Source organism: Lentzea terrae, assembly GCF_003265345.1.
In the GTDB taxonomy this organism is placed as follows: Bacteria; Actinomycetota; Actinomycetes; order Mycobacteriales; family Pseudonocardiaceae; genus Lentzea; species Lentzea terrae.
Genome location: NZ_QFWW01000035.1, coordinates 35,551 through 60,342 on the forward strand (window position 1 = coordinate 35,551; position 24,792 = coordinate 60,342).

A 24,792-nucleotide genomic window follows, 5' to 3' on the forward strand; every position below is an offset into this window, starting at 1 on the left:
GTGACCCCTCAGTACTTCAGCAGGTTCGAGTCGTCGACCGAGGCCGAGCGACGCGTCCGGAAGATGGACATGATGATCGCGAGGCCGACGACGACCTCCGCCGCGGCGACGACCATCACGAAGAACGCCATCACCTGACCGTCGAGCGAGCCGTTGATCCGTGCGAACGTCACGAGGCTCAGGTTGACCGCGTTGAGCATGAGCTCGACGCACATGAAGACCACGATGGCGTTGCGGCGCACGAGAACACCGACGGCGCCGATGCTGAACAGCAGCGCTGACAGCAGCAGGTAGTACGTGGGAGTCACGACTCACTTCCCTTGAGCGCGTGCGGGTCCGGCTGGTGGCCGGTGCCCGCGACGTCGGCGACGTCCTCCGACAACGCGGACTTGTCGGTCGCCTCGATGACCTCGAACAGCGACTCCTCCGACACGCTGCCGTCGGGCAGCAGCGCGGGGGTGGCCACCGAGTTCGCGGTGGCGAAGACGCCGGGACCGGGGATGGACCCGACCCGCTTGCCCTCCTGGAAGCGCTCCTCGACGAGTTCCTTCTGCGTCTTCTTGGACGGCTTCCCGTCCCTGCCGACGAAGGCCAGGATCATCGCGCCGAGCGCGGCGACGATCAGCAGCGCCGAGGTGAGCTCGAACGGGAACAGGTAGTCGGTGAAGAGCTTCACGCCGATGTTGCCGACGTTGCCGCCGTTCGTGGCGTTCGCCTCCGCGAGGCCCTTCGGCTCCACCGAGGTGAGCGCGCGGGCGACGGAGCCGACCATCAGGACGGCGAACCCGATGCCGAGCAACGCGGCCGCGAGTCGTTGTCCGCGAATGACTTCGACCACGGAGTCCGAACTGTCGCGGCCGACCATCATGAGCACGAACAGGAACAGCATCATGATCGCGCCGGTGTAGACGATGATCTGCACGAAGCCGAGGAACGGCGCCTGCTGGACCATGTACAGCACACCGAGGCTGAGCATCGTCAGCACGAGCCACAGCGCGGAGTGGACCGCGTTGCGCGCGAAGAGCATGCCGAGCGCACCGGCCAGCGCGAGCGGACCGAGCACCCAGAACGCGATCACCTCGCCGGTGGTCACGGTGTCGACCGCGCGCTGCACGGGCTCCGGCTGCTGAGCCAGAAGACTGACGAGGAGGCTCACTGCTGGGCCTCCTTCGCGAGCTGCGGGCCGTTCACGTAGTAGTCCTGCTCGTTCTCGCCCAGCCGCATCGGGTGCGGCGGCTGCTCCATGCCGGGCAGCAGCGGGGCGAGCAGGTCTTCCTTGGTGAAGATCAGGTCCTGCCGGTTGTCGTCGGCGAGCTCGTACTCGTTCGTCATCGTGAGCGAACGGGTCGGGCACGCCTCGATGCACAGGCCGCAGCCGATGCAGCGCAGGTAGTTGATCTGGTAGTCCATGCCGTAGCGCTCACCGGGCGAGTAGCGCTCGTCCTCGGTGTTGTCGCCACCTTCGACGAAGATCGCGTCCGCGGGGCAGGCCCACGCGCACAGCTCGCAGCCGACGCACTTCTCCAGCCCGTCCGGGTGCCGGTTCAGCTGGTGCCGGCCGTGGAACCGCGGCGCGGTCACCTTCTTGACCTCGGGGTACTCCTCCGTCACCACCTTCTTGAACATGGTGCCGAAGGTGACGCCGAAGCCTTTGAGGGACTCGAACATCCCTACTCAGCCTCCTTCGCGGTGGGAGCGGCGGCCAGAACCTGGTCGTCCTTGGGAATGTTCGCCACCTTGACCTTGCGCTTGGGCGCGGCCTTCGGAACGACGAGGTCGAGCGGCGGCACCGGGAAGCCGGAACCCGCGAGCGGCACGCCCTTGGTGTCCTGGACCTTCTTGTCCGGCAGCAGGAACGAGACCAGCAGCACGAGGCCGACGACCACGCCGAGCGCGATGAGCCGCTGCGCCGTGGAGAGCTGCTGGATGGCACCGGTGCGGATGACCGCGACGGCCATGATCCAGACGAGGCTGGTCGGGACCAGCACCTTCCAACCCAGCTTCATGAACTGGTCGTAGCGCAGGCGGGGCAGCGTGCCGCGCAGCCAGATGAAGAGGAACAGGAAGAACAGCGTCTTGCCGATGAACCAGAGCAGGCCCCACCAGCCGGTGTTCATGAACTCACCGCTCCACGGCGCCTTGTAGCCGCCGAGGAAGAGCGTGGTCGCGAGCGCCGAGACGGTGACCATGTTGACGTACTCGGCGAGGAAGAACAGCGCGAACTTCAGCGAGCTGTACTCGGTGTGGAAGCCACCGACCAGCTCCGACTCGGCCTCGGGGAGGTCGAACGGCGCGCGGTTGGTCTCGCCGACCATCGACACCACGTAGATCACGAAGCTGGGGAACAGCAGGATGCCGAACCAGCCGGGCAGCACGCCGAGCACCGTCGAAGCCTGGGCGTTCACGATGTCGCCGGTCGACAGCGAGCCGGTGAACATGATCACCGCGACGATCGACAGGCCCATCGCGATCTCGTAGGAGATCACCTGCGCGGCCGAGCGCAGGGCACCGAGCAGCGGGTACGGCGAGCCGGAGGCCCAGCCGGACAACACGATGCCGTAGACGCCGAGCGACGAGCAGGCCAGCACCACCAGCACGCCGACCGGGAGGTCGACGAGCTGCAGCGCGGTCTGCTGGCCGAACAGGTTGACCTCGCCCGCGAGCGGGATCACCGAGAACGCGAGGAACGCGGGGATGCAGGAGATCACCGGCGCGAGGAAGAACACCCACTTGTCCGCGAGGACCGGCCGGATGTCCTCCTTGAACGCGAGCTTCAGACCGTCCGCGAGCGACTGCAGCCAGCCGTTGGGGCCCACGCGGTTGGGGCCCGGCCGGTGCTGCATCCGCGCGACGACCTTGCGCTCCCAGTTGATCATGAACAGGGTCATGACCACGAGGAACGCGAAGATCCCGACGACCTTGATCAGGATCAGCCAGATCGGGTCGTCCGCGAGCAGCTTGGCGGTGTCGCCGATGTCCGCTGCGAGGTACTTCGTCATGACTTCCCTCCGCTGACGGAGACGATCGAGCCGTGGCCCGCGCCGAGCGTGGCGCGGACGGTCACGTCACCCGAGTTGGTGGGCAGCCAGATGACGCCCTCGGGCAGGTCGTCGGTCTCTACCGGCAGCGTGATCGCGCCGCGCTCGGTCGCGACCGTCACGTACCCGCCGGACTCCAGGCCGAACTGCTGCGCCGTGGTCTCGGAGACCTTGGCGACGACCGGGCGAGCCGTGCCGGCCAGGTGCGGCTCGTCGACCTGCAGCGAGCCGTTGCCGATCAGGCGGTGCCAGGTGGCGAGAACCGCCTTGCCCGCACCGGCCGGGCTCTGCAGCGGCGCGGCGACGTTGAGCGAGGAACCGCTCGATGCGCCCTCGCCCAGGCGGGCCAGGTCGGCGGCCGAGGCGGCGGGCGTCTGCGTGAACAGGTCCGCGTCCATCTCCACCGCGAGGGTGTCGAGCACGCGGCAGTCCGGCAGCGCGCCGGTGCCTTCGAGGGTCGTGCCGAACTCGCGGCGGCGACCCTCCCAGTTGAGGTAGCTGCCGGCTTTCTCGACCGCCGGAGCGATCGGGAGCACGACGTGCGCGTGCGCGGTGACCGCACTCGGCCGCAGCTCCAGGCTCACGATGAAACCGGCCTGCGCCAACGCCTTCTCCGCGAGCGCGGGGTCGGGCAGGTCGAACGGGTCGACGCCGCCGACCACCAGGCCGGACAGCTCGCCGTTCGCGGCGGCCTCGAGAATTCCGGTGGTGTCACGGCCGGGCGTCGCCGGGATCGTGCCCTCCTCGACGCCCCAGGTCCGCTCGACCTCGGTGCGCGCGGAGGCGTTCGCGACATGGCGACCACCGGGCAGCAGGTTCGGCACGGCACCGACCGCGAGCGCACCGCGCTCACCGGCACGGCGCGGGATCCACGCGACCTTGGCACCCGTCCGCTCGGCCAGCTTCGCGACCGCGGTGAACGCGCCGGGGATCTCGGCGGCGCGCTCGCCGACCAGGATCACCGCGCCGGGCTTGCCCAGCAGGTCGACGACGTCGGAAGCGTGCTCCGGCAACGCGTTCAGCGCGTTCGCCTCGGCACCGGGGACGCAGGCGAGCAACGTGCCGAGCGTCTTCTCCACGGCCGGGGTGGTGAACTGGCCGAGGTGGAAGACCTTGGTGCCCTTGCGCGCGGCCTTGCGCAGCCGCAGGAAGACGATCGGCGCCTCTTCCTCTGGCTCGAACGCGACCAGCAACGCGGCCGGCGCCTTCTCGATGCCCTGGAAGGTGACGCCGTTGTCCGGGTCCGTGAACACCGTGGTGCCGGACAGGAACTCCAGCTCCTCGGCGCTGTGCGGCCGGGCGCGGAAGTCGATGTCGTTGGTGCGCAACGCGATCCGGGCGAACTTCGAGTACGCGTAGGCGTCCTCGACGGTCAGGCGGCCGCCGGTCAGCACACCGACGCCGTTCGCGTCACGGGCCGCCGCCAGACCGGCCGCCGCGACCTGCAGCGCCTCGGTCCAGGAGGACTCGCGCAGCTCACCGGTCTCCTCGTCGCGCACCAGCGGCCGCTTGATGCGGTCGGCCGTCGTGGCGTAGCGGAAGGCGAACCGGCCCTTGTCGCAGATCCACTCCTCGTTGACCTGCGGGTCGTCGCCGGCGAGCTTGCGCTGCACCTTGCCGCGCCGCCAGTCGGTGCGCTCGGCACAACCGGAGGAGCAGTGCTCGCAGACGCTCGGCGTCGACACGAGGTCGAACGGCCGGGCGCGGAAGCGGTAGGCGGCCGACGTGAGCGCGCCGACCGGGCAGATCTGGATGGTGTTGCCGGAGAAGTACGACTGGAACGGCTTCTCCTGCGCCGTACCGATCTGCTGCTGCGCACCGCGCTCCAGCAGCTCGATGAACGGGTCACCGGCGATCTGCGCGGAGAACCTCGTGCAGCGCTGGCAGAGCACGCAGCGCTCGCGGTCGAGCAACACCTGCGTGGAGATGTTGATCGGCTTCGGGAACGTCCGCTTGTGCTCGTGGAAGCGGGAGTCGCTGCGACCGTGCGCGATGGCCTGGTTCTGCAGCGGGCACTCGCCGCCCTTGTCGCAGATCGGGCAGTCCAGCGGGTGGTTGATGAGCAACAGCTCCATCACACCCTGCTGGGCCTTGTCCGCGACCGGTGAGGTCAGCTGGGTCTTCACGACCATGCCGTCCGCGACCGTCATCGTGCAGGAGGCCTGCGGCTTCGGCATCGGCCGGCCGCCCATCTCGACCTCGACGAGGCACTGGCGGCAGGCGCCCGCGGGCTCCAGCAGCGGGTGGTCGCAGAAGCGCGGGATGACCGTGCCGAGGCGCTCGGCCGTGCGGATCAGCAGCTCACCCTTGGGCGCGATGACCTCGACGCCGTCGATGATCAGCTTGACGTGTCCTTCTGGGACAGCGACCTCAGCGGTGGGCTTGTCAGGGGCGATGGTCATGCGTTCGCTCCAGCCAGAACCTTGGAGTTCGTGTCGCACAGGGCGAGGAACTCGTCCTTGAAGTACTTGATGCCACTGGTGATCGGGCTGACGGCACCGTCACCGAGCGCGCAGAACGAGCGGCCGAGGATGTTGTCGCAGACGTCGAGCAACGTGTCGATGTCGCTCGCCGTGCCGTTGCCCGCCACCATCCGCTGCAGGATCTGCACGAGCCAGTAGGTGCCCTCGCGGCACGGCGTGCACTTGCCGCACGACTCGTGCTTGTAGAACTCCGTCCACTTCATGACGGCCCACGGCACGGACACGGTCTCGTTGAAGATCTGCAGCGCCGTCGTGCCGAGCATCGAGCCGGCCTCGGCGGCACCCTCGAAGTCCAGCGGCACGTCGAGGTGCTCCGCGGTGAACAGCGGCGTGGACGAGCCACCCGGCGTCCAGAACTTCAGCGGGATGCCGTCCTTCATGCCACCGGCCATGTCGAGCAGCTGCCGGAGCGTGGTGCCCATCGGCGCCTCGTACTGGCCGGGGTTCGTGACGTGTCCCGACAGCGAGTAGATCTTCGGACCGGGCGAGCGGTCGCGGCCCATCTCGCGGAACCAGTCCGAGCCGCCGTTGACGATGAAGGGAACCGACGCGATCGTCTCGACGTTGTTCACCACGGTGGGCGACGCGTAGAGACCCGAGGTCGCGGGGAACGGAGGCTTGAGCCGCGGCTGGCCACGACGGCCCTCCAGCGAGTCGAGCAGTGCCGTTTCCTCACCGCAGATGTACGCGCCGGCGCCGGCGTGGATCACCACGTCGAGGTCGAAGCCGCTGCCGAGGATGTCCTTGCCCAGGTAGCCCTTGGCGTACGCCTCGCGCACGGCGGCGTTGAGGCGGCGGATGCAGTGCAGGACCTCGCCGCGGACGTAGATCGCCGCGAAGTTCGCGCGGATCGCGTACGACGTGATGATCACGCCCTCGATCAGCGAGTGCGGGTCCGCCATCATCAGCGGGATGTCCTTGCAGGTGCCCGGCTCGCCCTCGTCGGCGTTGATGACGAGGTAGTGCGGCTTGCCGTCGCCCTGCGGGATGAAGCCCCACTTCATGCCGGTGGGGAAGCCCGCGCCGCCGCGGCCGCGCAGCCCGGAGTCCTTGCACTGCTGGATGAGCTGGTCCGGGTGGGCCTTGAGCGCCTTGGGCAGGGCGGTGTAGCCGCCGGTGCGCTCGTAGGTCTCGATGGTCCAGGACTTGGGCTCGGTCCAGCGCGTGGTGAGAACGGGAGTCAGCGGGTTTGCCATTGGTGCCCCCTACTTCTTTTCCGGCAGGGCGGGGAACTCGGCGTTGGCCGGCATCTTCGGTGCGTCCCAGCCGCGGTCCTTCGCGATCTGGGCGCCCCGCAGCGTTTCCGGTGCCGCCGACGGTCCGTCGAGGTCGGAGTCCCTGCCCTCGAAGAACCCGGCGAGCTGGAGCTCCGCCTGCTTGAAATCGGTGAGCGGGGCGCCGCGCGTCGGGGCGGGCTTTTCCCCTGACTGCAACGCCTTCACGAGGCCCAGCGCCTTGTCCGGCGTCTGGTTGTCGTAGAACTCGTAGTTCACCTGCAGCACCGGACCGAGGTCGCACGCGGCGAGGCACTCGGCGTGCTCCAGCGTGATCGAGCCCGGCGTGCCCGGCTCGCCCGCGGTCTCCTCGTGGCCGACACCGAGGTGGCTCTTGAGGGTGGCGTAGATGTCGTCGCCGCCGAGCGCCGCGCACAGCGTGTTCGTGCACACGCTGACCAGGTGCTCACCGCACGGACGGCGCTTGTACATCGTGTAGAACGTCGCGACCGCGCTGACCTCGGCCTCGGCCAGGTCGAGCTGTCCGGCGCAGAACCGGATGCCGTCCTGGCTCACGTAGCCCTCGACCGACTGCACCAGGTGCAGCATCGGCAGCAGCGCACTGCGGGACTGCGGGTAGCGGGCGATGATCGCCTGCGCGCGGTCCACAGTGGACTGGTCGAACGTGGTCTCTTCCTTGGCATGCGTCATCGGTCGCAACCACCCATCACCGGGTCGATCGAGGCGACGGACGCGATGACGTCGGCGACCATGCCGCCTTCGCACATCGCGGGCATCGACTGGAGGTTCACGAAGCTGGGTTCGCGCAGGTGCACGCGCATCGGGCGGGTGCCGCCGTCGGAGACGACGTGGTAGCCGAGCTCGCCGCGCGGCGACTCGACCGGCACGTACACCTGGCCGGACGGCACCTTGAAGCCCTCGGTCACCAGCTTGAAGTGGTGGATCAGGGACTCCATGGACTGACCCATGATCTTGCGGACGTGCTCGAGCGAGTTGCCCATGCCGTCGCTGCCGATCGTGAGCTGCGCGGGCCACGCGATCTTGGCGTCCTCGACCATCACCGGACCGGTCGGCAGGCTCTTCACGACCTGCTTGATGATCTTCAGCGACTGGTGCATCTCCTCGAGCCGCAGCAGGTACCGCGCGAAGCAGTCCGCCGCGTTCGAGGTCGGCACGTCGAAGTTGTAGTTCTCGTAGCCGCAGTACGGCTCGATCTTGCGCAGGTCCCAGCCGAGGCCGGCGGAACGCAGGATCGGGCCGGTGATGCCGAGCGCGAGGCACGCGTCGACGGGCAGGTAGCCCACGCCCGCGAGGCGGTTGCGCCAGATCGGCTGGCCGGTGAGCAGCTTGTCGTAGTCCGGCAGCCGCTTTTCCATGATCTTGACGAACGCGGTGATCTTCTCGACCGCGTCGTCCGGCAGGTCCTGCGCGAGGCCGCCGGGGCGGATGAACGCGTGGTTCATGCGCAGACCGGTGAGGTGCTCCAGCAGGTGCAGGGCTTCCTCGCGCTCGCGGAAGCCGGAGGTCATGCCGGTCAGGGCACCGAGCTCCATGCCGCCGGTCGCGAGCGCGACGAGGTGCGAGCTGATCCGGTTGATCTCCATCAGCAGCACGCGGATGGCCTGCGCCTTGTCCGGCACCGTGACGCCGAGCAGCTTCTCGACGGCCATGCAGTACGCGGCCTCGTGGTGCAGCGGCGCCAGGTAGTCGGTGCGCGTGATGAACGTGACGCCCTGAACCCAGTTCCGGTACTCGAGGTTCTTCTCGATACCCGTGTGCAGGTAGCCGATGACGCTGCGGGCGTGCGTGACGGTCTCGCCCTCGAGCTCCAGGACCAGGCGGAGCACGCCGTGCGTCGACGGGTGCTGCGGGCCGAGGTTCATGACGATGCGCTCGTCGTGGACGGCGTCCGCGAGCACCTCGTCCCAGTCGCCGCCGGTCACCGTGTAGACGGTGCCCTCGGTGGTCTTGCGCGACTCGGCGATCTCTTCGGGAGCGCTGTGCCGGCCGACCTCGCTGGTGTCGGTTCCGGTGGTGACGTCGGAAAGTCGCTCGGTCATGAGTACGACCGCCTCTGGTCCGGCGGAGGAATCTCCGCGCCCTTGTACTCGACCGGAATGCCGCCCAGCGGGTAGTCCTTGCGCTGCGGGTGGCCGTCCCAGTCGTCCGGCATGAGGATGCGGGTCAGTCCGGGGTGACCGTCGTAGATGATCCCGAACATGTCCCAGTTCTCGCGCTCCTGCCAGTCCGCCGTCGGGTAGACCTCGACGAGGCTCGGCACGTGCGGGTTCTCCACGTCGACCGCGACCTCGAGCCGGATGCGGCGGCGGTAGGTCATCGACGTGAGGTGGGTGACCGAGTGCAGGCGCTGCGGCACGTCGGCGCCGTAGTCGACACCGGAGACCGAGCTGCAGAGCTCGAAGCGCAGGGACGGGGTGTCGCGGCAGATGCGCGCGACCTCCAGCAACGTCTCCGGCTTGAGGTAGAAGGTGATCTCGCCGCGGTCGACCGTCACCTGCTGCACCGTGTCGGCGGGCAGGCCCTTGTCGCTGATCGCGGCGAACAGCTCGTCGGCGACCTCGTCGAACCAGCCGCCGTACGGACGCTCGGCGGGCGCGGCCACGTGGGCGGGCAGGCGCAGGCCGCCGAAGCCCGACGTGTCACCGGAACCGGAGACGCCGAAGAGGCCCTTGCGCTCCTTGCCCGCGAAGATCGGCGCTTTCGCCTCTGCCCCGTTGGTCTTCTCGAGGCCCTCGACAGCGCGGTCGGCGCTGGAGTGCTCTCCCCCTGGCTCGGTCACTTCTTCCTCGCAAAACGCTCGGACGACGGGATGAGATCGGTGCGGTAGCCCGAGTCGGCGAGTGCCTTGGCGCGCACGGCGTTGAGCGGCTCGTCCATGATCTTGGCGTGGATCTTGAGGATCGCGTCCATCAGCATCTCCGGCCGCGGCGGGCAGCCCGGCAGGTACATGTCGACGGGCACGACGTGGTCGACGCCCTGCACCACCGCGTAGTTGTTGAACATGCCACCGGTCGACGCGCACACGCCCATGGCCAGCACCCAGCGCGGCTCGGGCATCTGGTCGTAGATCTGCCGCAGCACCGGCGCCATCTTGTTGGTGACGCGGCCCGCGACGATCATCAGGTCGGCCTGGCGCGGTGAGGCGCGGAAGACCTCCATGCCGAAGCGGGCGAGGTCGTAGCGCGGACCACCCGTCGTCATCATCTCGATGGCGCAGCAGGCCAGGCCGAAGGTGGCAGGCCACAGCGAGGACTTGCGGGTCCAGTTGACCAGCTTCTCGACGCTGACCAGCAGGATGCCGTTCGGGAGCTTCTCCTCGAGACCCATGACTTCCTCAGTTCCAGTCGAGGCCGCCGCGACGCCACACGTAGACGTACGCGAAGCCGACCGTGGCGACGAACAGGACGATCTCCACCAGCCCGAACAGGCCGAGCTTGTCGGCCGCTACGGCGAACGGGTAGAGGAAGACCATTTCGATGTCGAACAAGATGAAGAGCATCGCCGTCAGGTAGTAGGCGACCGGCATGCGCCCGCCACCCACGACCGGCTGCGGGCTCGGCTCGATGCCGCACTCGTACGCGTCGAGCTTCGCCTTGTTGTAGCGGCGGGGTCCGATGTAGGGCGCTGCGGTCACCGAGAACAGTGCGAACGCCCCGGCGAGCGCGAACATCAATACGAGGGGGAGGTAAGGGTCAAGCACGCTCCGTCGTCCTTTCCTCGCGGTCGAGGCGCACCCTATGGGTGTACTTCTGCGACGCGTTTGTTAGGCGGCCCTAACAAACGCTTGTGAAACAGTTCACAAGCTACTTCAGACTGTTGTGAAGTGATTCACAAGGTCGCTCGCCAGTGTAGAACGCCTGTAAATGACCTAGGTCACAGGGTCTGACCTGGGGGTTTAACTTGGCTGACACATGCGAAACGGCACCGGCTCGTATTGAGCCGGTGCCGTCACCTATTCGGAGTAATTTACGCCGTCGGCGCGAGCTTCGTGGCGGCCACGATGAGGCGGTCCATTGCGTCGCCGTCCTTGGGGTCGTAGAGGCCCGCAAGCAGCTTGAGCACGAGTTTCATCAGGCGCTTTCGCGGCATTCCGTACTTCGTTGCGGTCCGCATGACCGCCGGGTTCCCGATGAGCTTCGAGAAGACGTTGCCGAGCCGGTAGTAACTCCCGAGCGCCTGTTCGATCCGGACCGGGTAGCCGTGCAGCGCGTGTTCACGGTTGACGCCGGTCCGGGCGAGGGCCTGGACGACGCTTTCGGACGCGATCTTGGCCGACTCCATGGCGTAGCCGATGCCCTCGCCGTTGAACGGGTTGACCATGCCGCCGGCGTCGCCCACCAGGACGAGACCGTTCTTGTAGTGCGGCTTGCGGTTGAGACCCATCGGGAGCGCGGCGCCGCCGATGCGGCTCGTCGCGTTCTCCTCGCGGAAGCCCCACTCCTCCGGCGTGCCGTCGAGCCAGCTGCGCAGGAGCTGCCGGTAGTCCGTGGTGCCGTACGCCTTTGACGTGCTGAGGATGCCGAGGCCGACGTTGACTGAGCCGTCGCCCATGCCGAAGATCCAGCCGTAGCCGGGCAGCAGCTGGCCGTCCGGGGCCCACAGTTCGAGGTGCGACTCGAGGTAGTCGTCCTTGGTGCGCGGGCTCGCGTAGTACCGGCGGACCGCGACGCCCATCGGCTTGTTGTCGTCCTTCTGGAGGCCTGCACTCAGAGCGAGCCTCGCGGACACGCCGTCGCACGCCACCGTGATCGGCGCACGGTACGTGACCGGGTTCTTCTCCGGTCCCTGCTTGGCCTCGACGCCGACGACCCGGCCGTTCTCGATGATGGCCTTGGTGACCGTGGTGTTCTCGTGCATGCGCGCGCCGGCCGCCTTGGCCGTGTTCGCGAGCATCTCGTCGAAGTCCATCCGCGGCCGGACCACGCCGTAGTTGGGGAACGTGGCCAGCTCCGGCCAGTCGAGCTCCATCGTGACGCCGCCGCCGACGACCCGCAGCCCCTTGTTGTGGAGCCAGCCGTTGTCCTCGCGGGTGTCGATGCCGAGGTCGATCAGCTGCTTGACGCCGCGCGGGGTGAGGCCGTCGCCGCAGACCTTCTCCCTGGGGAAGGAGCTCTTCTCCAGCAGCAACACGTCGAGGCCCGCCCTGGCCAGGTAGGTCGCCGCGGTCGAGCCCGCCGGTCCCGCCCCCACCACGATGACGTCGGCGTCCTCGTTGATCCCGCGCCTGCTCATCCAGACTCCCTAACGTGTACCGGTCACAGCTCACAGCTCTGTTCGCGACTCTAACCGGCGTTCGCTGAGGGTCAGGGCGTCGGCTCGGCAGCCTTCGGCTTCGGCTTCGGCTTGGTCGCGCGGTGCAGGGCCACCATGCCGCCGGTCAGGTTGAACCAGGCCACGTCCTCCCAGCCGGCCTTGGAGATCAGCTCGGCGAGGGCGCGCTGGTCGGGCCACGTGGCCATGGACTCGGCCAGGTAGGAGTAGGCGACGGGGTTCGACGAGACGAACTTCGCGATCAGCGGCAGGAGTTTGAGCAGGTAGCGCATGTAGACGAAGCGGAACGGCTTCCACACCGGGGTGGAGACCTCGCAGATCACCATGCGGCCGCCGGGCTTCGTGACGCGGGCCATCTCCTGCAGGGCGAGGGCCGTGTCGTTGAAGTTGCGGATGCCGAAGGACACCGTGACGGCGTCGAAGGAGTTGTCCTTGAACGGCAGGCGCAGGGCGTCTGCGGCCACCTTCGGGACGCGGCGGTGGGCGCCGCCTGCCAGCATGCCGACGGAGAAGTCGGCGGCCACGCACCAGGCGCCGGACTCGGCGTACTGGACCGTGGACACGGCGGTGCCGGCGGCGAGGTCCAGGATCTTCTCGCCGGGGCGGGCGTCGAGGACGCGCCTGCTCCACTCCCGCCAGCGGCGGTCGAAGCCCAGCGTCATGACCGAGTTCGTGCGGTCGTAGCCCTTGGCCACGCCGTCGAACATCTCGGCGACCTCGCGGGGGTTCTTGTCCAAGCCGGCTCGCGACATGGTCATGAGCCTAGGTCAGCGCCACTGAGATCGTCTTCAGGGCACCCGCAGTGCGGTCAGCATGCCGTCCACCGCCGCCTGCCACGGGTACTCCTCGGCCCTTGCGCGCGCGGCCTCCCGTGAGCCACTTGAAAGCAGTCGCTGAGCAGCGGTGGCGAAGGCTTTGGCGTGGTCGTCGACGGCCGCGCCGCACGCCGGTTGGACGATCTCCTTCAGCGCGCTGCTCTGGCTGACCACTACCGGGGTGCCGCTGGCGAGGGCCTCCAGGGCGGCCAGGCCGAACGTCTCGTGCGGGCCGGGGGCGAGGGAGAGGTCGGCCGACGCGAGCAACGAGGCGACGTCCAGACGGGACTTCACGAAGCCCAGGAACGTCACCGGCAGGCCGTTCGCGCGCTTCTCCAGGGATGTGCGGCGCGGGCCGTCGCCGGCGATCACCAGCCGGGCGGAGTGGCCCTGCTCGTGCAGTTCGGCCAGCGTGTCGACGGACCGTTCGACGTGCTTCTCGGGTGAGAGCCGTCCACAATGGATGAGCAGACTCTCCTTGCCCTGCAACAACTCCCGGCGAAGATCCACGGAGTGGCGCCGGGGTGTGAACGTGGTGAGGTCGACGCCGAGCGGCACCTGCGTGACGTTGCGGGCGCCGATGCGGTCGAACTCCTCGCGCGCGAAACGCGTCGTGCACACCACCGTGTCGTAGGAAGCAGCCATGCGGCGGTTCGCCCAGTCGGCGCCGCGCTCAGCCGGACCGGCGGGCAGCACGAACTGCAGCAGGCGGTCGAGGCGTTCGTGGGAGATCACGACGTTCGGGATGCCGCGCTCACCGGCCCAGCTGCCCATGCCGCGCAACGTCAGCCGGTCCGAGACCTCCAGCCGATCTGGCTTGAGGTGCTCCATCAGCGCCTTGACGCGCCACGGGTCCACGACGCGGTAGCCGCCGGTGTACGGGACCTTCACGGCGGGCAGGGTGATCCGCCGCACGCCGCCCGGCAGGACCTCGTCGGCACGGCGGTCGCCGGGTACGACGAGCACCACCTCGTGGCCCGACTGCACGTAGCCGGTGCCGAGGTGGTGCAACGCCGTGCGGAGCCCGCCCGACTTCGGTCCGTAGAAGTTGGCCAGCTGAACGATCCTCAAGCCGCCGCCTGGTGAGCTAGTCCGATCACCGCGGCGTAATGACCCATCAGCTCGTCGCAGATCGCCGGCCAGGTGCGGGTGAGCACCGACTTGCGGGCAGCGAGCCCGAACCGCTTGCGCCGCAGCGGGTCGCGCAGCAGGTCCACGTACTGCGCGAGGTCGTCCTCGAACAGGTACCCGGTCCGGCCGTGCGCAACCAGGTCACGCGGGCCGCCGGCGTTCGGCGCGAGCACCGGCAGGCCGGTCGCGAGCGCCTCCTGGACGGCCTGGCAGAACGTCTCGTGCGGGCCGGTGTGGATGAAGACGTCGAGCGACGCGTAGGCCTCGGCGAGCGCCTCACCAGTGCGGAACCCGAGGAACTCGGCGTTGGGCAGATCGTGTTCGAGCTGCTCGCGGTCCGGTCCGTCGCCGACGATCCGCAGCTGCACGCCCGGCAGGTCGTGGAGCTCACGCAGCCGGTGCACCTGCTTCTCCGGCGCGAGGCGGCCGACGTAGCCCACGGTGAGCTGGTCGTTGTGCTTCGGCCGCGGGTGGAAGAGGTCGATGTCGACGCCACGCCCCCACCGGTGCACGCGCGGCACCCCGTGCTGCTCCAGCGCCTCAACCGCCGAGCTGGACGGCGCGAGGGTGCGGTCGGCCAGCGTGTGCAGCCGCTTCGTCCACCGCCACGCCGCCCGCTTGGTCAGCCCGAGGCCGTAGCTGCCGGCGAACCCGGCGACGTCGGTCTGGTAGACGGCGACGGTCGGCACGTCGATCTTGCGCGCGGCTCTCAGCCCGTACGCACCCAGCACGAACGGCGACGCGAGGTGCACGACGTCGGGCTGGAAGTCAGCCAGCGCGTGCAGCACCTTCGGGGTCGGCACCCCGATCGGCAGGCTGGTCACCATCGGCACGTCGACAGCGGACACTCTGACGACGGGCGTGCCGTGGTGTTCCTCGGCGCCGGCACCCGGCGCGACCACCATCGCCTGGTGGCCGTTGCGCCGCAGGTGTTCCAGCACGCGGAGAACGGAGTTGGTGACCCCGTTCACCTGGGGCAAGAAGCTCTCGGTCACGATCGCTACGCGCACAGAAGACACCTTGTAGTGCGCGTGTGAAGTCCGCGTGACACGAAATTTGACGCGGTCAGAACACCTCACGTCGTGGCCAGGTGATCGTCGATTCGTCATCTCGCTGTCGGTTGCCGGTCACCCGACGCGGTGAAACTAGGCCAGCATGACCGTCTTGTCGTCCCGTCCGGCGCACCCAGTCGACCCCGGACTGGTGTCAATAGCGCTGGAAGTGGCCGGTCGCCTGGCGAACGACGCCTCGGACGTCATCATGGCCACCGCCGGGCGCGGCGTGCGTCCGGACTCGGACGAGTCACCGTTCGACTGGGTGACCGACACCGACCGCACCCTCGAACGCCACACCCGCCGAGTGCTCACGGCCGAGTTCCCCTCGATCCCGGTGTTCTGCGAGAACTCCGATGTGGACGTGCCCGGCGACTCCGAGTTCCGCTGGGTGGTCGATCCGGTGGACGGCACCGCGAACTACACCGCGGGCATGCCGTGGTGCGCCTACAGCTTGGCTTTGGTGGACCGCTGGGGCCCGGTGGTGGGTGTCGTGGCCGACCCCTACCGCTCCCAGATCTACGCCGCTGCGCGAGGCCGTGGCATGCGCGCGAACGGCACGCCGGTGCGGTTGACCGAGCGTCAGGGCGACTCCCTGGTCGTGTGCACGGAGATGACCCGGACGGGTCCGTGGCCCGGTATGGGGGAATTCATCTCGACCGCGGCCATCGCCGGCACGGGCGTGCGCGTGCTGGGCTCGAAGTGTCTTGCCGTCGCGCAGGTGGCGCTCGGTCACGTCGCTGCCGCCGTGCTGCACGGCTATCACGAGTGGGACGTGGCCGGTGCGGTGTCTCTGGCCGTGGAGTCCGGAGCCGTGGTGTTGGACAGGCGCGGCGAAGGCGCCCAACTGCCCGGCGACGGCCTTCTGGTGGCGGCCCCGGAGGCGGCCGACGAGGTGCTGGGCTGGTGGCAGTCGGCGCTTCAGGTGGACAGCTGAGGCAGCTGCTTCTCGAGCACCTCGAGGTGGGTGCGCGCCTCGTCCAGCTCCGGGTGGTCGAACATCTGCAGCGCGACCCTGCCGACCTCGTTCTCGAACTGCTGGAAGTCGCGCGCGGCCTGGAGCAGCCGCTGGTACACCGGGTGCTGCCGGTCGACCGCGCCGAGGGCCCTGCCCAGCTGCGCGATTCCCCTGACGTCGTCGAGCTCTTTCGTGAGCTGCTCGCTGATCCGCTGCAGCCAGTCCTTCGCCGCCGACTTCGGGACGGTCTGGACGGCATTCGCAACCCTGCGCGTGGACTCGGCGCAGCGCTCCACCAGTTCGGACCACATGTCGTAGGGCTGCTGCGGGATCGGCGGGTGGACCGGGTGTCTGGGCTGGCGCGGCTGTTGGATCGCGCGGCGGACGAAACCGACGCCTGTGCCGATCACGGCGCCCGGGATGCCGCCGAACGCCACGGCGAAGATGAGGATCGCCGTGATCGTCACGAAGGCCGAATGCGGGCGGTCACTGGTGGAGGCCAGGTCGACGGCGGTGGTGAGGACGCCCATGAGCAGGGTGCCTGTTGCGGCACCCCAGAGCGCTGAGCGGACGACAACCCCCATGGCCCGTGATCGTGCCACGTTCACCGCGTGTTCGTCGGGAAACTCAGGCGTCGAAGTCGACCGTCACGCACTCGCTGGTCGGCAGCGCCTGGCAGGTCAGCACGAACCCGGCCGCCACCTCGGACTCGTCGAGCGCGTAGTTGCGCCGCATCTCCACCGAGCCTTCGGTGACGAGCGCACGGCACGTGCCGCACACCCCGCCCTTGCACGCGAACGGCAGGTCGGCGCGAACTCGCTGGGCGGCGTCCAGGATCGGCTCGTCGGCGGGCAACGGCAGCGTGGTCGACTTGCCGTCCAGCACCACCGTCACGGTCGCGGCCGAGTCCACCACGGCCTCGGTGCGGCGCGGGGGTGGCGGAGGCTCGTCCACGTAGAAGAGCTCGTGGTGGACGCGGTCCGCCGGGACGCCGCGTGCGCGCAGCACTTCGGTGGCGTCCTGGACCATCTCGTACGGGCCGCAGAGCCACCACTCGTCGATGCCGTCGAACGGGACGACGGTGGACAACAGCGCCGTCAGCTTCTCTGCGTTCAGGCGACCGGAGAAGAGCTCGACGTCGCGCGGTTCGCGGGACAGGACGTGGATCAGCTGGAAGGTGGCCGGGTAGCGGTCCTTCAGGTCGGCCAGCTCGTCGGCGAACATCACCGTGTCGGTGCGGCGGTTGCCGTACAGCAGCGTCACGCGGGCACCGGTGGCCAGCACGGTCGCGGCGATCGACAGGGCCGGGGTGATGCCGGAGCCCGCGACCACCAGGCCGTGGTGCGTGCCGGTGCCGGTCGGCGTGAACTTGCCCAGCGGCGGCAGGACTTCGAGCACGTCACCGGGGGCCACGCGGTCGACCAGCCAGGTGGAGAACTGGCCGCCGTCGACGCGGCGGACGCCGATGCGCGGTGCGGCACCGGCCGGGGCGCAGATCGAGTACGAGCGGCGTTCGTCGCCCTGGCGCAGGGTCAGGTACTGGCCCGCAGCGAAGGCGAAGTCCTCGGACAGGTCAGAAGGCACGTCGAAGGTGACGGCCACGGCGTCGTCGCAGAGGCGGTCGACGCGGGCGACCGTCAGCTTGTGGAAGGCAGCGCGGCGCGACAACTAGATCTCCTTGACGTGCTCGAAGGGCTCGGAGCAGGCGTTGCAGCGGCGCAGGGCCTTGCACGCGGTCGAGCCGAACCGGGAAATCTCCGAGGTGTTCAGCGAGCCGCACTGCGGGCAGGCGACCTGACGGGACGGCGGCACGAGGTTCAGCGGAACGGGTCCCACAGCGGCAGGACCCACGCGGGACGGTGGTGCGATGCCCGCCGCAGCCAGCTTCGTGCGGCCTTCGGAGCTGATCCAGTCCGTGGTCCAGGCAGGCGAGAGCGACAGGCGCACCTCGACCTCCTCGAAGCCCGCGGAGAGCAACGAACGGCGCAGGTCGGCGCCCATCTCGTCGATCGCGGGGCAACCGGAGTAGGTCGGGGTGATCGTGACGACGACACGACCGTCCTCTTCGGACACCTCGCGCAGCACGCCGAGGTCGGCCAGCGTGAGGACCGGGAGCTCCGGGTCCCGCACGGCCGACGCGACCTCCAGTGCCGTCGTCACCAGACCGCTCCCGGCAGTGACCGGTGCAGGTGCTGCAGCTCGGCGAGCAGGAAGCCCATGGCCTCGGTGTGCACGCCGTCGCGGCCCGCCATGCCCGCGACGCGCGCGGCCTTCGTGTCGGCGGGGCGCTGCAGGCCCGCGGCGCTCAGCACCGCGTCGAGCACACCGTCCACTTCGGACCTCACAGAGGCCGGGTCGACCGCGACGCCGGCCAGCCGGGCTTCCACGGCGTGCGTGGCGAACAGCTCGTCCACGAACGGCCACACCCGCTCCAGCCCGGCCTGCATGCGGCGATGCGACTCGTCGGTGCCGTCGCCGAGCCGGACGGTCCACTGCGCGGCGTGGTCGCGGTGGTACGCGATCTCCTTCAGGCCCTTCTCGGCCACGGCGGCCAGCACCGGGTCGGCCGAGCCGCGCAGGCGCGAGAACAGGGCGAGGCGCCACGTCGAGAACACCAGCAGGCGCGCGATCGTCGTGCCGAAGTCACCGCCGGGGCCGGGGCCGCAGTCGATCTCGGCCAGGTGCACGTTGCGGAACTCGCGCTCGTCGCGCAGGTACGCCAGTTCGTCTTCCGACTTGCCGAGCACCTCGCCGGCGCGCGTCAGCAGCATGCGGGCCTGGCCCAGCAGGTCGAGCGCGATGTTGGCGAGGGCGATGTCCTCTTCCAGCTCGGGAGCGCGCGAGCACCACTCCGAGAGGCGCTGCGAGAAGATCAACGCGTCGTCGCCGAGCATCAGGCAGTACGCCGCGAGATCGTCGCGGTCGACCCCGGCCGGGAACTCGCGGTTCACGCCGGACAGGGCCTCGGAGAAGCCGGTGCCGAACGCCCAGTGCGCGTCCTCGTGTCCGAGCAGCGACTCGTAGGCATTGTCGAAGCTCATAGGTGCGGCACGTCCTCGGGAATCGAGTAGAACGTCGGGTGCCGGTAGACCTTGTCGCCGGACGGCGCGAAGAACGGGTCCTTCTCGTCCGGCGAGGAAGCCGTGATCGAGGCGGCGGGCACCACCCAGATCGACACGCCCTCGTTGCGGCGTGTGTAGACGTCACGGGCGTTGCGCAGCGCCATCTCCGCGTCCGGGGCGTGCAGCGAACCGACGTGCACGTGGTTCAGGCCGCGCTTGCCCCGCACGAACACTTCCCACAGCGGCCAAGACGTGCTCACGCGGCACCTTCCTTCTGTGCGTGCTTCTGAGCGTGTGCGGCCGCGGCCTCGCGGACCCAGGAGCCGTCCTCGTGGGCCTTGCGGCGGTGGGCGATGCGCTGCTCGTTGCAGACGCCGCCACCCTTCACGACCTGCCAGAACTCGTCCCAGTCCGGCGCACCGAAGTCGTACTGCCCGCGCTCTTCGTTCCACTTGAGCTCGGGGTCGGGGAACGTGACGCCGAGCGCCTCGGCCTGCGGCACGCTCATGTTCACGAACTTCTGCCGCAGCTCGTCGTTGGTGTCGCGCTTGATCCGCCACGCCATCGACTGCTCGGTGTTCGTCGACTCGGAGTCCGGCGGGCCGAACATCATCAGCGCCGGCCACCACCACCGGTTCACCGAGTCCTGCACCATGTCCTTCTGCTGCTGGGTGCCGCGCATCATCGTCATGAGCAGCTCGTAGCCCTGACGCTGGTGGAACGACTCTTCCTTGCAGATGCGGATCATGGCGCGCGCGTACGGCCCGTAGGACGTGCGGCACAACGGCACCTGGTTGCAGATCGCGGCGCCGTCGACGAGCCAGCCGATCACACCGACGTCGGCGAACGTCAGCGTCGGGTAGTTGAAGATCGAGGAGTACTTCTGGCGGCCCTCGATGAGCTTGGTCGTCAGGTCCTCGCGGTCGGCGCCGAGCGTCTCGGTCGCCGAGTACAGGTACAGGCCGTGCCCGGCCTCGTCCTGCACCTTCGCCAGCAGGATCGCCTTGCGCCGCAGCGAGGGCGCGCGCGAGATCCAGTTGCCCTCCGGCTGCATCCCGATGATCTCGGAGTGCGCGTGCTGGGCGATCTGCCTGATCAGGGTCTTGCGGTAGCCGTCGGGCATCCAGTCGCGCGGCTCGATGCGCGAGTCGGCCTGCACCGTGCGCTCGAAGCGCAGCTCCAGGTCATCCGCCATACCCCGATGTTACACCTGAGTGCCGAATCTGCGTAGAACTGTCACAACGGCGGCGATGACGGCCCAGACGGCGAGGAGAAAGCTGCCGACGGGCAGCAGGCTCAGGACGGCGGTCCGGCCGGCCACGCGCGTCAGTTCCGGGTTCGACTGGTCGTACTCGACCTTCACGTTGTCGCCGACGTTGAGACCCGCCGGGTACAGCACGCCCTGCGACGGGATGATCACGCGGCCGTCCGGTGTGGCGTAGCGCACAACCGTCCTGTTGAAGGCCACGGAGTCGACCTGCGCGACCGCCTGCCCCAGGTGCCGCTCGATGGCCATGTCGTCGCGCCAGCAGGCGAGCGGCAACAGCACGCAAACGAGCGTGACCACCCCGCCGACCACGAACAAAGTGCGGACCACCGCCCGGCGGACCCGCACACCGATGGCCGGCTTGGTCACTGCGTCCTCCACCACAACTGAGAAGTCTAGAGCCGGGCGGGTGCCGCACTTTCAGGTTGAGGTCCATACAGTCGGAGCGTGACCTCAGCACCCACATCGCGAGCACGGCAGCGGATCCGCGTCCGGTCGAGGCGGGACACCGCCGGTGACCTGCTCGGACTGCTGCCAGACCCGGAGCACGCGCTCGCCTGGGTGCGCGACGGGTCCGGTCTGGTCGGCTGGGGCGAGGCAGCTCGTTTCGAGGTCAGCGGCCCGGACCGGTTCGCGCAGGCGGACAAGTGGTGGCAGGAGTTCGTGTCTCAGTTGGACGTCGACGACACGCTGGGCGTACCGGGCAGTGGTCCGGTGGCGTTCGTCTCGATGGCCTTCGCGGACTCGCCGGGCGACTCGGTGCTGATCGTCCCCGAGGTCGTCGTGGGCCGCCGCAACGGCGAGCAGTGGATCACCACGATCGGTGCCGCGGACACCACTCCTGACGTTCTGCCGCTGGCTCGACCCTCCACTGTTCGGTACTCGAACGGGCAGCTGCCGGTCACGCAGTACCGCGAGGCGGTGCGTTCCGCCGTTGCCCGGATGCGTGGCGGTGAGCTGGACAAGGTCGTGCTGGCCCACGACCTGGTGGCCTCGACCGATCGACGGCTGGACCAGCGGTTCGTGCTGCAGGGGCTGGCGCGGCGGTATCCGGAGTGCTGGGCGTACGCGGTGGACGGGCTCGTGGGCGCCACGCCCGAACTGCTGCTGCGCCGGACCGGGTCGGTCGTGGACTCGCGAGTGCTGGCGGGGACGACGTGGCCGCACGACGGGATCTCCGACGAGGAACTGGCCGCGGCGCTGATGTCGTCGGAGAAGAACCTCGAGGAGCACGACTACGCGATCACGTCCTTGGCGGAGACGCTGCGGCCCTTCTGCACGACGATGTCGGTGGAAGGGCCCTCGGTTCTGCGGCTGCCGAACGTGTCGCACCTGTCCAGCGACGTGATCGGCACGCTGGGGTCGTCGGTGTCGTTGCTGCACCTCGGCTCGGCGGTGCATCCGACGGCTGCGGTGGGTGGGACGCCTCGGCTGGACGCCACGACGTTGATCTCGCAGCTCGAGGGGATGGACCGCGGCCGGTACGCCGGGCCCGTCGGGTGGATCGACGGGAACGGGGACGGGGAGCTCGGGATCGCGCTGCGGTGTGCGCAGATTTCCGGGTCCACCGCTCGGTTGTTCGCCGGGTGCGGGCTGGTTGCCGACTCGGACCCGGACATCGAGGTGCAGGAGGCGCACGCCAAGATGCGGCCTATGCGTGAGGCCCTCGAAGGGCTTTAGCGACGAAGGCGGCTTTGCCTTTTGTGTAGGCCTCGCGGTCGTGGCCGTTTTCGTTCGCCAGGCGGTGTTTCAGGTCTGCGTAGGCCTGGGCGAGATCGGGGTCGTCGCGGAGCGCGTCGCGAAAGCGGATCTGGTCGGTCCACCGCTGGTGGCCCGCTTGGATGAGGTGCAGGTGGGCTTCGCGGTGTTGTCCGGACGGGTCCGGCTTGACGAAGAAGCGGCGCCAGGGGCGTTGATCCAGTTCCGGCGGCACGTAGACCCAGCCGTTGGCGGTCAGGCGTTCGGCCGTCTCGACGTTGTCCAGGTCCGACACCGAGGCTTGGAGGTCCACGATCGGTTTCGCGGCGAGGCCGGGGATTGCTGTTGAGCCGACGTGCTCGATGCCGTCGACCAGCCAAGGGGCGAGGAGTTGCTCGAGGTGGTCGCGCTCCGACTCTGCGCGGACCGTCCAGCTCGGGTCGTGCGGCCGGACTTCCGCTCGCTCGTAGGCCCAGGCCGGTGCTTCGTCACTCATGGCGAACTCTGCCAGCGCCAGCCGGTCTGCGGTTCCCGGCCGGGCAGACTGATGCGGTTGGTGGCCCAGAGCAGGCCGGCCCAGGGATCCCCGTCGAGATCGTCGTGGGAGAACATCCTCGCGAGCACGCGAGCACAAACGTCGCGTGGCGGGTCGAGCCTCAGGCCGAGGCCGCGGGCGATGTCCTCGCCGTGCACCAGCGCTTCGACGCAGCCCATGCCTGCGAAGTGGGCCGGGTCGGCCATGCCGGTGGGGTGATAGGCGCGCGCGGACGGCGGCGTCGTCCGCACGACCGAGGCGAGGATCCTGCCACCGGTCACCGCGAACTCCAGCACTTCAGCCGGGCTCGCGTCCTTGTCCGCCACAGCCATGAAGCGCACGTAGCGGGCGTCGGGCCGGGCGACGAGTTGTGCCGCGTAGGACAGGAGGCAGTCGCCGATGTGTTCGGCGGTGTGCCAGCAGTTCCACTCTCCGGTGCCGGGCTGGCTCAGCCAGTCCTGGCCGGCCGCGGGGCCGAGGGTGTCGGCCAGGCAGGAGACCGCCGCGTCGAGGTCGTCAGCGGTCACCGTCACCGCCGCAGAATAGTGGGCGAGATCGGCCGGGCGGACGCGGTTGGACACGGCCGGTGAAAACGCTGACGCAGGGGTCCCCCTGAGCTGGGAACCCCTGCGTCACAACGTACTCAGCCGGTCTGACAGTCCGGCTCTACTTGTGCGCGTCCAGCAGCTCGTGCGTCAGCTGGATCTTGGCGCGCGACTTGGGCTCAGCCGCCTTGGTGACAGCCGGGCCCGCGGCCAGCGACGCCGCCACCTCCCCGGCACGACCGGGAGCCTCGGCGGGCTTGCCCTTCGTGAAGAGCCACGTCTGGAACAGCTGGTCGAGCTGCTGTCCCGACACCCTCTCCGCCACCGCGATGAACTCCTCGACCGTGGCGTTCGAGAACTTCTTCTCCGCGGTCCACGTCTTCAGGATCTCGAAGAACTTCTCGTCACCCACGGCCACGCGCAGGGCGTGCACCGCCAGCGCGCCGCGGTCGTAGACAGCGCCGTCGAAGACGTTGGCAGGACCGGGGTCGCCGGGCAGGATCTGCCAGAACGGGCTGTCCGCCGGGTAGAGGTCGTAGGTGTAGTCGGCGTTCTCCTGGGCCGTGCCCTCACCGATGTGCTCGGACCAGAGGAACTCCATGTAGGAGGCGAAGCCCTCGTTCAGCCAGATGTCGCGCCAGCCGTGCACCGACACCGAGTCGCCGAACCACTGGTGGCCGACCTCGTGCGCGACGACGTAGGTGTTGGCGCCGCGGCGGAAGAAGGCCGTGTCGTAGACCGAGCGGGTCTGGTTCTCCAGCGCGTAGCCGAGGTTCGGGGTGGCGACGCCGCCCTGCGCCTCGAACGGGTACGGGCCGACGTTCTGCTCGAGGAACTCGGTGATCTCGGCCGTGCGCTCGATGCTGGCCTTCGCGGCGTCGGCGTTCTCGCCGAGGCGCTCGGAGTACGCGTTGACGGACGGCTGGCCGGAGGGCGTGGTCGACTGGCGGATCTCGAACTGGCCGATCGTCAGGAACGTCAGGTACGTCGCCTGCGGCTTGGTGCTGCGCCAGTGCCAGCGGGTCCAGCCGTTGATCTGCCGGGTCTGGCCGAGGAAGACGCCGTTCGAGATCGCCTCGACGCCGTTCGGGACGGCGACGTTGACGTCGAAGGTGGCCTTGTCGGTCGGGTGGTCGTTGGACGGGTACCACCAGGAGGCGATCTCCGGCTCACCGATGGCGAGGGCGCCGTCGGGAGTCTTCGTCCACGGCGTGATGCCGTTGCTGTCCTTCACCGCGGACGGCGTGTCTGCGTAGCTGACGACGATGGTCAGGTCCTGGCCCTTGCGCACGCCGCCCTTGGGCGTGAGGACCAGTTCGCCGCCGTCGGACACGAAGGACGCCGGCGCGTTGTTGACCCGGACCGACTTCACCTTGAGCAGGAAGTCCAGGTTGAACTGCGTGAGGTCCTGGGTGGCCTTGGCGAGGATCGTCGTGGTGCCCGACAGCTGGTCGCCGGTCGGGTTGTAGTTGAGCCGGATGTCGTAGTGGGAGACGTCGTATCCGCCGTTGCCGTACTTCGGGAAGTACGAGTCACCGGCGCCGGGTGCTCCGGGAGACGCCGCCAGGGCCGTCCCCGCGAAGAGCGTCATCGCGGCCGCGGACGCCACCGCGGTCGTCGCCTTCGATCTGATCGACATGCGCGGGACGCTATCCACACGGTGCGATATGAGCCACCGACT

27 protein-coding genes are annotated in these 24,792 nt (G+C 69.0%); 2 read left to right on the forward strand and 25 right to left on the reverse strand.

Annotation, left to right across the window (positions count from 1 at the left end; genetic code table 11):
* Nucleotides 1-8: 8 nt before the first annotated feature.
* The 15 genes from nuoK to DI276_RS43110 form a co-directional block, all read right to left on the reverse strand.
* Nucleotides 9-308 (reverse strand): NADH-quinone oxidoreductase subunit NuoK, encoded by a 300-nt coding sequence (nuoK, locus tag DI276_RS43040; RefSeq protein WP_030473209.1) that lies wholly within the window; start codon nt 306-308, stop codon nt 9-11.
* Complete coding sequence (locus tag DI276_RS43045; RefSeq protein ID WP_408610630.1) at nt 305-1,156, reverse strand: NADH-quinone oxidoreductase subunit J; 852 nt, start codon at nt 1,154-1,156, stop codon at nt 305-307. The genes nuoK and DI276_RS43045 overlap by 4 nt, the downstream gene beginning before the upstream one ends.
* Nucleotides 1,153-1,668: an NADH-quinone oxidoreductase subunit NuoI gene (gene nuoI / locus DI276_RS43050; RefSeq protein ID WP_112274944.1), complete on the reverse strand. Its 516-nt coding sequence runs from the start codon at nt 1,666-1,668 to the stop codon at nt 1,153-1,155. The genes DI276_RS43045 and nuoI overlap by 4 nt, the downstream gene beginning before the upstream one ends.
* Nucleotides 1,669-1,670: 2 nt before the next feature.
* Nucleotides 1,671-2,975, reverse strand: coding sequence for an NADH-quinone oxidoreductase subunit NuoH (gene nuoH, locus DI276_RS43055; RefSeq protein WP_112275297.1), 1,305 nt, complete (start codon nt 2,973-2,975; stop codon nt 1,671-1,673).
* Between the two features lie 20 nt (nt 2,976-2,995).
* Nucleotides 2,996-5,440 carry an NADH-quinone oxidoreductase subunit G gene (locus DI276_RS43060; RefSeq protein ID WP_112274946.1) on the reverse strand — a complete coding sequence of 815 codons (2,445 nt, stop codon included), beginning with the start codon at nt 5,438-5,440 and terminating at the stop codon, nt 2,996-2,998.
* The gene (gene nuoF, locus DI276_RS43065; protein WP_112274948.1) at nt 5,437-6,717 is read right to left on the reverse strand and encodes an NADH-quinone oxidoreductase subunit NuoF; all 1,281 of its coding nucleotides are present in this window, start codon (nt 6,715-6,717) and stop codon (nt 5,437-5,439) included. The genes DI276_RS43060 and nuoF overlap by 4 nt, the downstream gene beginning before the upstream one ends.
* A gap of 9 nt (nt 6,718-6,726) precedes the next feature.
* Nucleotides 6,727-7,446, reverse strand: a complete 720-nt coding sequence (gene nuoE / locus DI276_RS43070) for an NADH-quinone oxidoreductase subunit NuoE (RefSeq protein ID WP_112274950.1) — start codon at nt 7,444-7,446, stop codon at nt 6,727-6,729.
* Nucleotides 7,443-8,816: an NADH-quinone oxidoreductase subunit D gene (locus tag DI276_RS43075; protein ID WP_112274953.1), complete on the reverse strand. Its 1,374-nt coding sequence runs from the start codon at nt 8,814-8,816 to the stop codon at nt 7,443-7,445. The genes nuoE and DI276_RS43075 overlap by 4 nt, the downstream gene beginning before the upstream one ends.
* Nucleotides 8,813-9,556 (reverse strand): NADH-quinone oxidoreductase subunit C, encoded by a 744-nt coding sequence (locus DI276_RS43080; RefSeq protein ID WP_112274955.1) that lies wholly within the window; start codon nt 9,554-9,556, stop codon nt 8,813-8,815. Before DI276_RS43080 ends, DI276_RS43075 begins: the two co-directional genes overlap by 4 nt.
* On the reverse strand, nt 9,553-10,104 hold the full coding sequence (locus DI276_RS43085; protein WP_086666372.1) for a NuoB/complex I 20 kDa subunit family protein: 552 nt from the start codon (nt 10,102-10,104) through the stop codon (nt 9,553-9,555). The genes DI276_RS43080 and DI276_RS43085 overlap by 4 nt, the downstream gene beginning before the upstream one ends.
* Before the next feature lie 7 nt (nt 10,105-10,111).
* Nucleotides 10,112-10,477, reverse strand: coding sequence for an NADH-quinone oxidoreductase subunit A (locus tag DI276_RS43090; protein WP_030478224.1), 366 nt, complete (start codon nt 10,475-10,477; stop codon nt 10,112-10,114).
* Between the two features lie 266 nt (nt 10,478-10,743).
* A complete protein-coding gene (locus DI276_RS43095; RefSeq protein WP_112274957.1) occupies nt 10,744-12,009 on the reverse strand; it encodes a geranylgeranyl reductase family protein in 1,266 nt (421 codons plus the stop codon).
* A gap of 71 nt (nt 12,010-12,080) precedes the next feature.
* Nucleotides 12,081-12,800 carry a demethylmenaquinone methyltransferase gene (locus DI276_RS43100; RefSeq protein WP_112275299.1) on the reverse strand — a complete coding sequence of 240 codons (720 nt, stop codon included), beginning with the start codon at nt 12,798-12,800 and terminating at the stop codon, nt 12,081-12,083.
* Between the two features lie 36 nt (nt 12,801-12,836).
* Complete coding sequence (locus tag DI276_RS43105; protein WP_112274959.1) at nt 12,837-13,934, reverse strand: glycosyltransferase; 1,098 nt, start codon at nt 13,932-13,934, stop codon at nt 12,837-12,839.
* Entirely contained in the window at nt 13,931-15,004 is a 1,074-nt protein-coding gene (locus DI276_RS43110; protein WP_198681263.1) for a glycosyltransferase family 4 protein, read from the reverse strand. The genes DI276_RS43105 and DI276_RS43110 overlap by 4 nt, the downstream gene beginning before the upstream one ends.
* A 145-nt stretch (nt 15,005-15,149) precedes the next feature.
* Here DI276_RS43110 and DI276_RS43115 point away from each other — a divergent pair, with 145 nt between their 5' ends.
* A complete protein-coding gene (locus tag DI276_RS43115) occupies nt 15,150-15,983 on the forward strand; it encodes an inositol monophosphatase family protein (RefSeq protein ID WP_112274963.1) in 834 nt (277 codons plus the stop codon).
* Here the strand turns inward: DI276_RS43115 and DI276_RS43120 are convergent.
* From DI276_RS43120 to DI276_RS43150, 7 genes are read right to left on the reverse strand one after another with little or no spacing between them, the layout of a single operon-like run.
* Nucleotides 15,968-16,588: a hypothetical protein gene (locus DI276_RS43120; protein WP_112274965.1), complete on the reverse strand. Its 621-nt coding sequence runs from the start codon at nt 16,586-16,588 to the stop codon at nt 15,968-15,970. The genes DI276_RS43115 and DI276_RS43120 overlap by 16 nt on opposite strands.
* A 43-nt stretch (nt 16,589-16,631) precedes the next feature.
* Nucleotides 16,632-17,672 carry a 1,2-phenylacetyl-CoA epoxidase subunit PaaE gene (gene paaE, locus DI276_RS43125; protein WP_112274967.1) on the reverse strand — a complete coding sequence of 347 codons (1,041 nt, stop codon included), beginning with the start codon at nt 17,670-17,672 and terminating at the stop codon, nt 16,632-16,634.
* Nucleotides 17,673-18,164 carry a 1,2-phenylacetyl-CoA epoxidase subunit PaaD gene (gene paaD / locus DI276_RS43130; protein ID WP_112274969.1) on the reverse strand — a complete coding sequence of 164 codons (492 nt, stop codon included), beginning with the start codon at nt 18,162-18,164 and terminating at the stop codon, nt 17,673-17,675.
* Nucleotides 18,161-19,045, reverse strand: a complete 885-nt coding sequence (gene paaC, locus DI276_RS43135) for a 1,2-phenylacetyl-CoA epoxidase subunit PaaC (protein ID WP_112274971.1) — start codon at nt 19,043-19,045, stop codon at nt 18,161-18,163. Before paaC ends, paaD begins: the two co-directional genes overlap by 4 nt.
* On the reverse strand, nt 19,042-19,326 hold the full coding sequence (gene paaB / locus DI276_RS43140) for a 1,2-phenylacetyl-CoA epoxidase subunit PaaB (protein WP_112274973.1): 285 nt from the start codon (nt 19,324-19,326) through the stop codon (nt 19,042-19,044). Before paaB ends, paaC begins: the two co-directional genes overlap by 4 nt.
* On the reverse strand, nt 19,323-20,261 hold the full coding sequence (paaA, locus tag DI276_RS43145) for a 1,2-phenylacetyl-CoA epoxidase subunit PaaA (protein WP_112274975.1): 939 nt from the start codon (nt 20,259-20,261) through the stop codon (nt 19,323-19,325). Before paaA ends, paaB begins: the two co-directional genes overlap by 4 nt.
* Nucleotides 20,262-20,270: 9 nt before the next feature.
* The gene (locus DI276_RS43150) at nt 20,271-20,702 is read right to left on the reverse strand and encodes a DUF3592 domain-containing protein (protein WP_232837312.1); all 432 of its coding nucleotides are present in this window, start codon (nt 20,700-20,702) and stop codon (nt 20,271-20,273) included.
* A 78-nt stretch (nt 20,703-20,780) separates the two neighbouring features.
* Between DI276_RS43150 and DI276_RS43155 the strand changes: the two genes are divergently transcribed.
* Entirely contained in the window at nt 20,781-22,013 is a 1,233-nt protein-coding gene (locus DI276_RS43155; RefSeq protein WP_112274979.1) for an isochorismate synthase, read from the forward strand.
* Here the strand turns inward: DI276_RS43155 and DI276_RS43160 are convergent.
* The 3 genes from DI276_RS43160 to DI276_RS43170 all read right to left on the reverse strand — a co-directional run bounded on the left by DI276_RS43160 (nt 21,985) and on the right by DI276_RS43170 (nt 24,750).
* The gene (locus DI276_RS43160) at nt 21,985-22,527 is read right to left on the reverse strand and encodes a GrpB family protein (protein ID WP_112274981.1); all 543 of its coding nucleotides are present in this window, start codon (nt 22,525-22,527) and stop codon (nt 21,985-21,987) included. The genes DI276_RS43155 and DI276_RS43160 overlap by 29 nt on opposite strands.
* The gene (locus DI276_RS43165) at nt 22,524-23,099 is read right to left on the reverse strand and encodes a maleylpyruvate isomerase mycothiol-dependent enzyme family protein (RefSeq protein WP_112275301.1); all 576 of its coding nucleotides are present in this window, start codon (nt 23,097-23,099) and stop codon (nt 22,524-22,526) included. Before DI276_RS43165 ends, DI276_RS43160 begins: the two co-directional genes overlap by 4 nt.
* A gap of 133 nt (nt 23,100-23,232) precedes the next feature.
* Nucleotides 23,233-24,750, reverse strand: coding sequence for a M1 family metallopeptidase (locus DI276_RS43170; protein WP_112274983.1), 1,518 nt, complete (start codon nt 24,748-24,750; stop codon nt 23,233-23,235).
* Nucleotides 24,751-24,792: the final 42 nt, after the last annotated feature.

What these genes read in the sequence shown, in the direction of transcription:
- nuoI (WP_112274944.1), bottom strand. Translation starts at nt 1,668, where the DNA reads ATGTTCGAGTCCCTCAAAGGCTTCGGCGTCACCTTCGGCACCATGTTC.
- DI276_RS43160 (WP_112274981.1), bottom strand. Translation starts at nt 22,527, where the DNA reads ATGAGTGACGAAGCACCGGCCTGGGCCTACGAGCGAGCGGAAGTCCGG.
- nuoF (WP_112274948.1), bottom strand. Translation starts at nt 6,717, where the DNA reads ATGGCAAACCCGCTGACTCCCGTTCTCACCACGCGCTGGACCGAGCCC.
- DI276_RS43170 (WP_112274983.1), bottom strand. Translation starts at nt 24,750, where the DNA reads ATGTCGATCAGATCGAAGGCGACGACCGCGGTGGCGTCCGCGGCCGCG.
- DI276_RS43115 (WP_112274963.1), top strand. Translation starts at nt 15,150, where the DNA reads ATGACCGTCTTGTCGTCCCGTCCGGCGCACCCAGTCGACCCCGGACTG.
- DI276_RS43100 (WP_112275299.1), bottom strand. Translation starts at nt 12,800, where the DNA reads ATGTCGCGAGCCGGCTTGGACAAGAACCCCCGCGAGGTCGCCGAGATG.
- DI276_RS43075 (WP_112274953.1), bottom strand. Translation starts at nt 8,816, where the DNA reads ATGACCGAGCGACTTTCCGACGTCACCACCGGAACCGACACCAGCGAG.
- paaA (WP_112274975.1), bottom strand. Translation starts at nt 20,261, where the DNA reads ATGGCGGATGACCTGGAGCTGCGCTTCGAGCGCACGGTGCAGGCCGAC.
- DI276_RS43120 (WP_112274965.1), bottom strand. Translation starts at nt 16,588, where the DNA reads ATGGGGGTTGTCGTCCGCTCAGCGCTCTGGGGTGCCGCAACAGGCACC.
- DI276_RS43095 (WP_112274957.1), bottom strand. Translation starts at nt 12,009, where the DNA reads ATGAGCAGGCGCGGGATCAACGAGGACGCCGACGTCATCGTGGTGGGG.
- paaC (WP_112274971.1), bottom strand. Translation starts at nt 19,045, where the DNA reads ATGAGCTTCGACAATGCCTACGAGTCGCTGCTCGGACACGAGGACGCG.
- DI276_RS43060 (WP_112274946.1), bottom strand. Translation starts at nt 5,440, where the DNA reads ATGACCATCGCCCCTGACAAGCCCACCGCTGAGGTCGCTGTCCCAGAA.
- DI276_RS43085 (WP_086666372.1), bottom strand. Translation starts at nt 10,104, where the DNA reads ATGGGTCTCGAGGAGAAGCTCCCGAACGGCATCCTGCTGGTCAGCGTC.
- nuoE (WP_112274950.1), bottom strand. Translation starts at nt 7,446, where the DNA reads ATGACGCATGCCAAGGAAGAGACCACGTTCGACCAGTCCACTGTGGAC.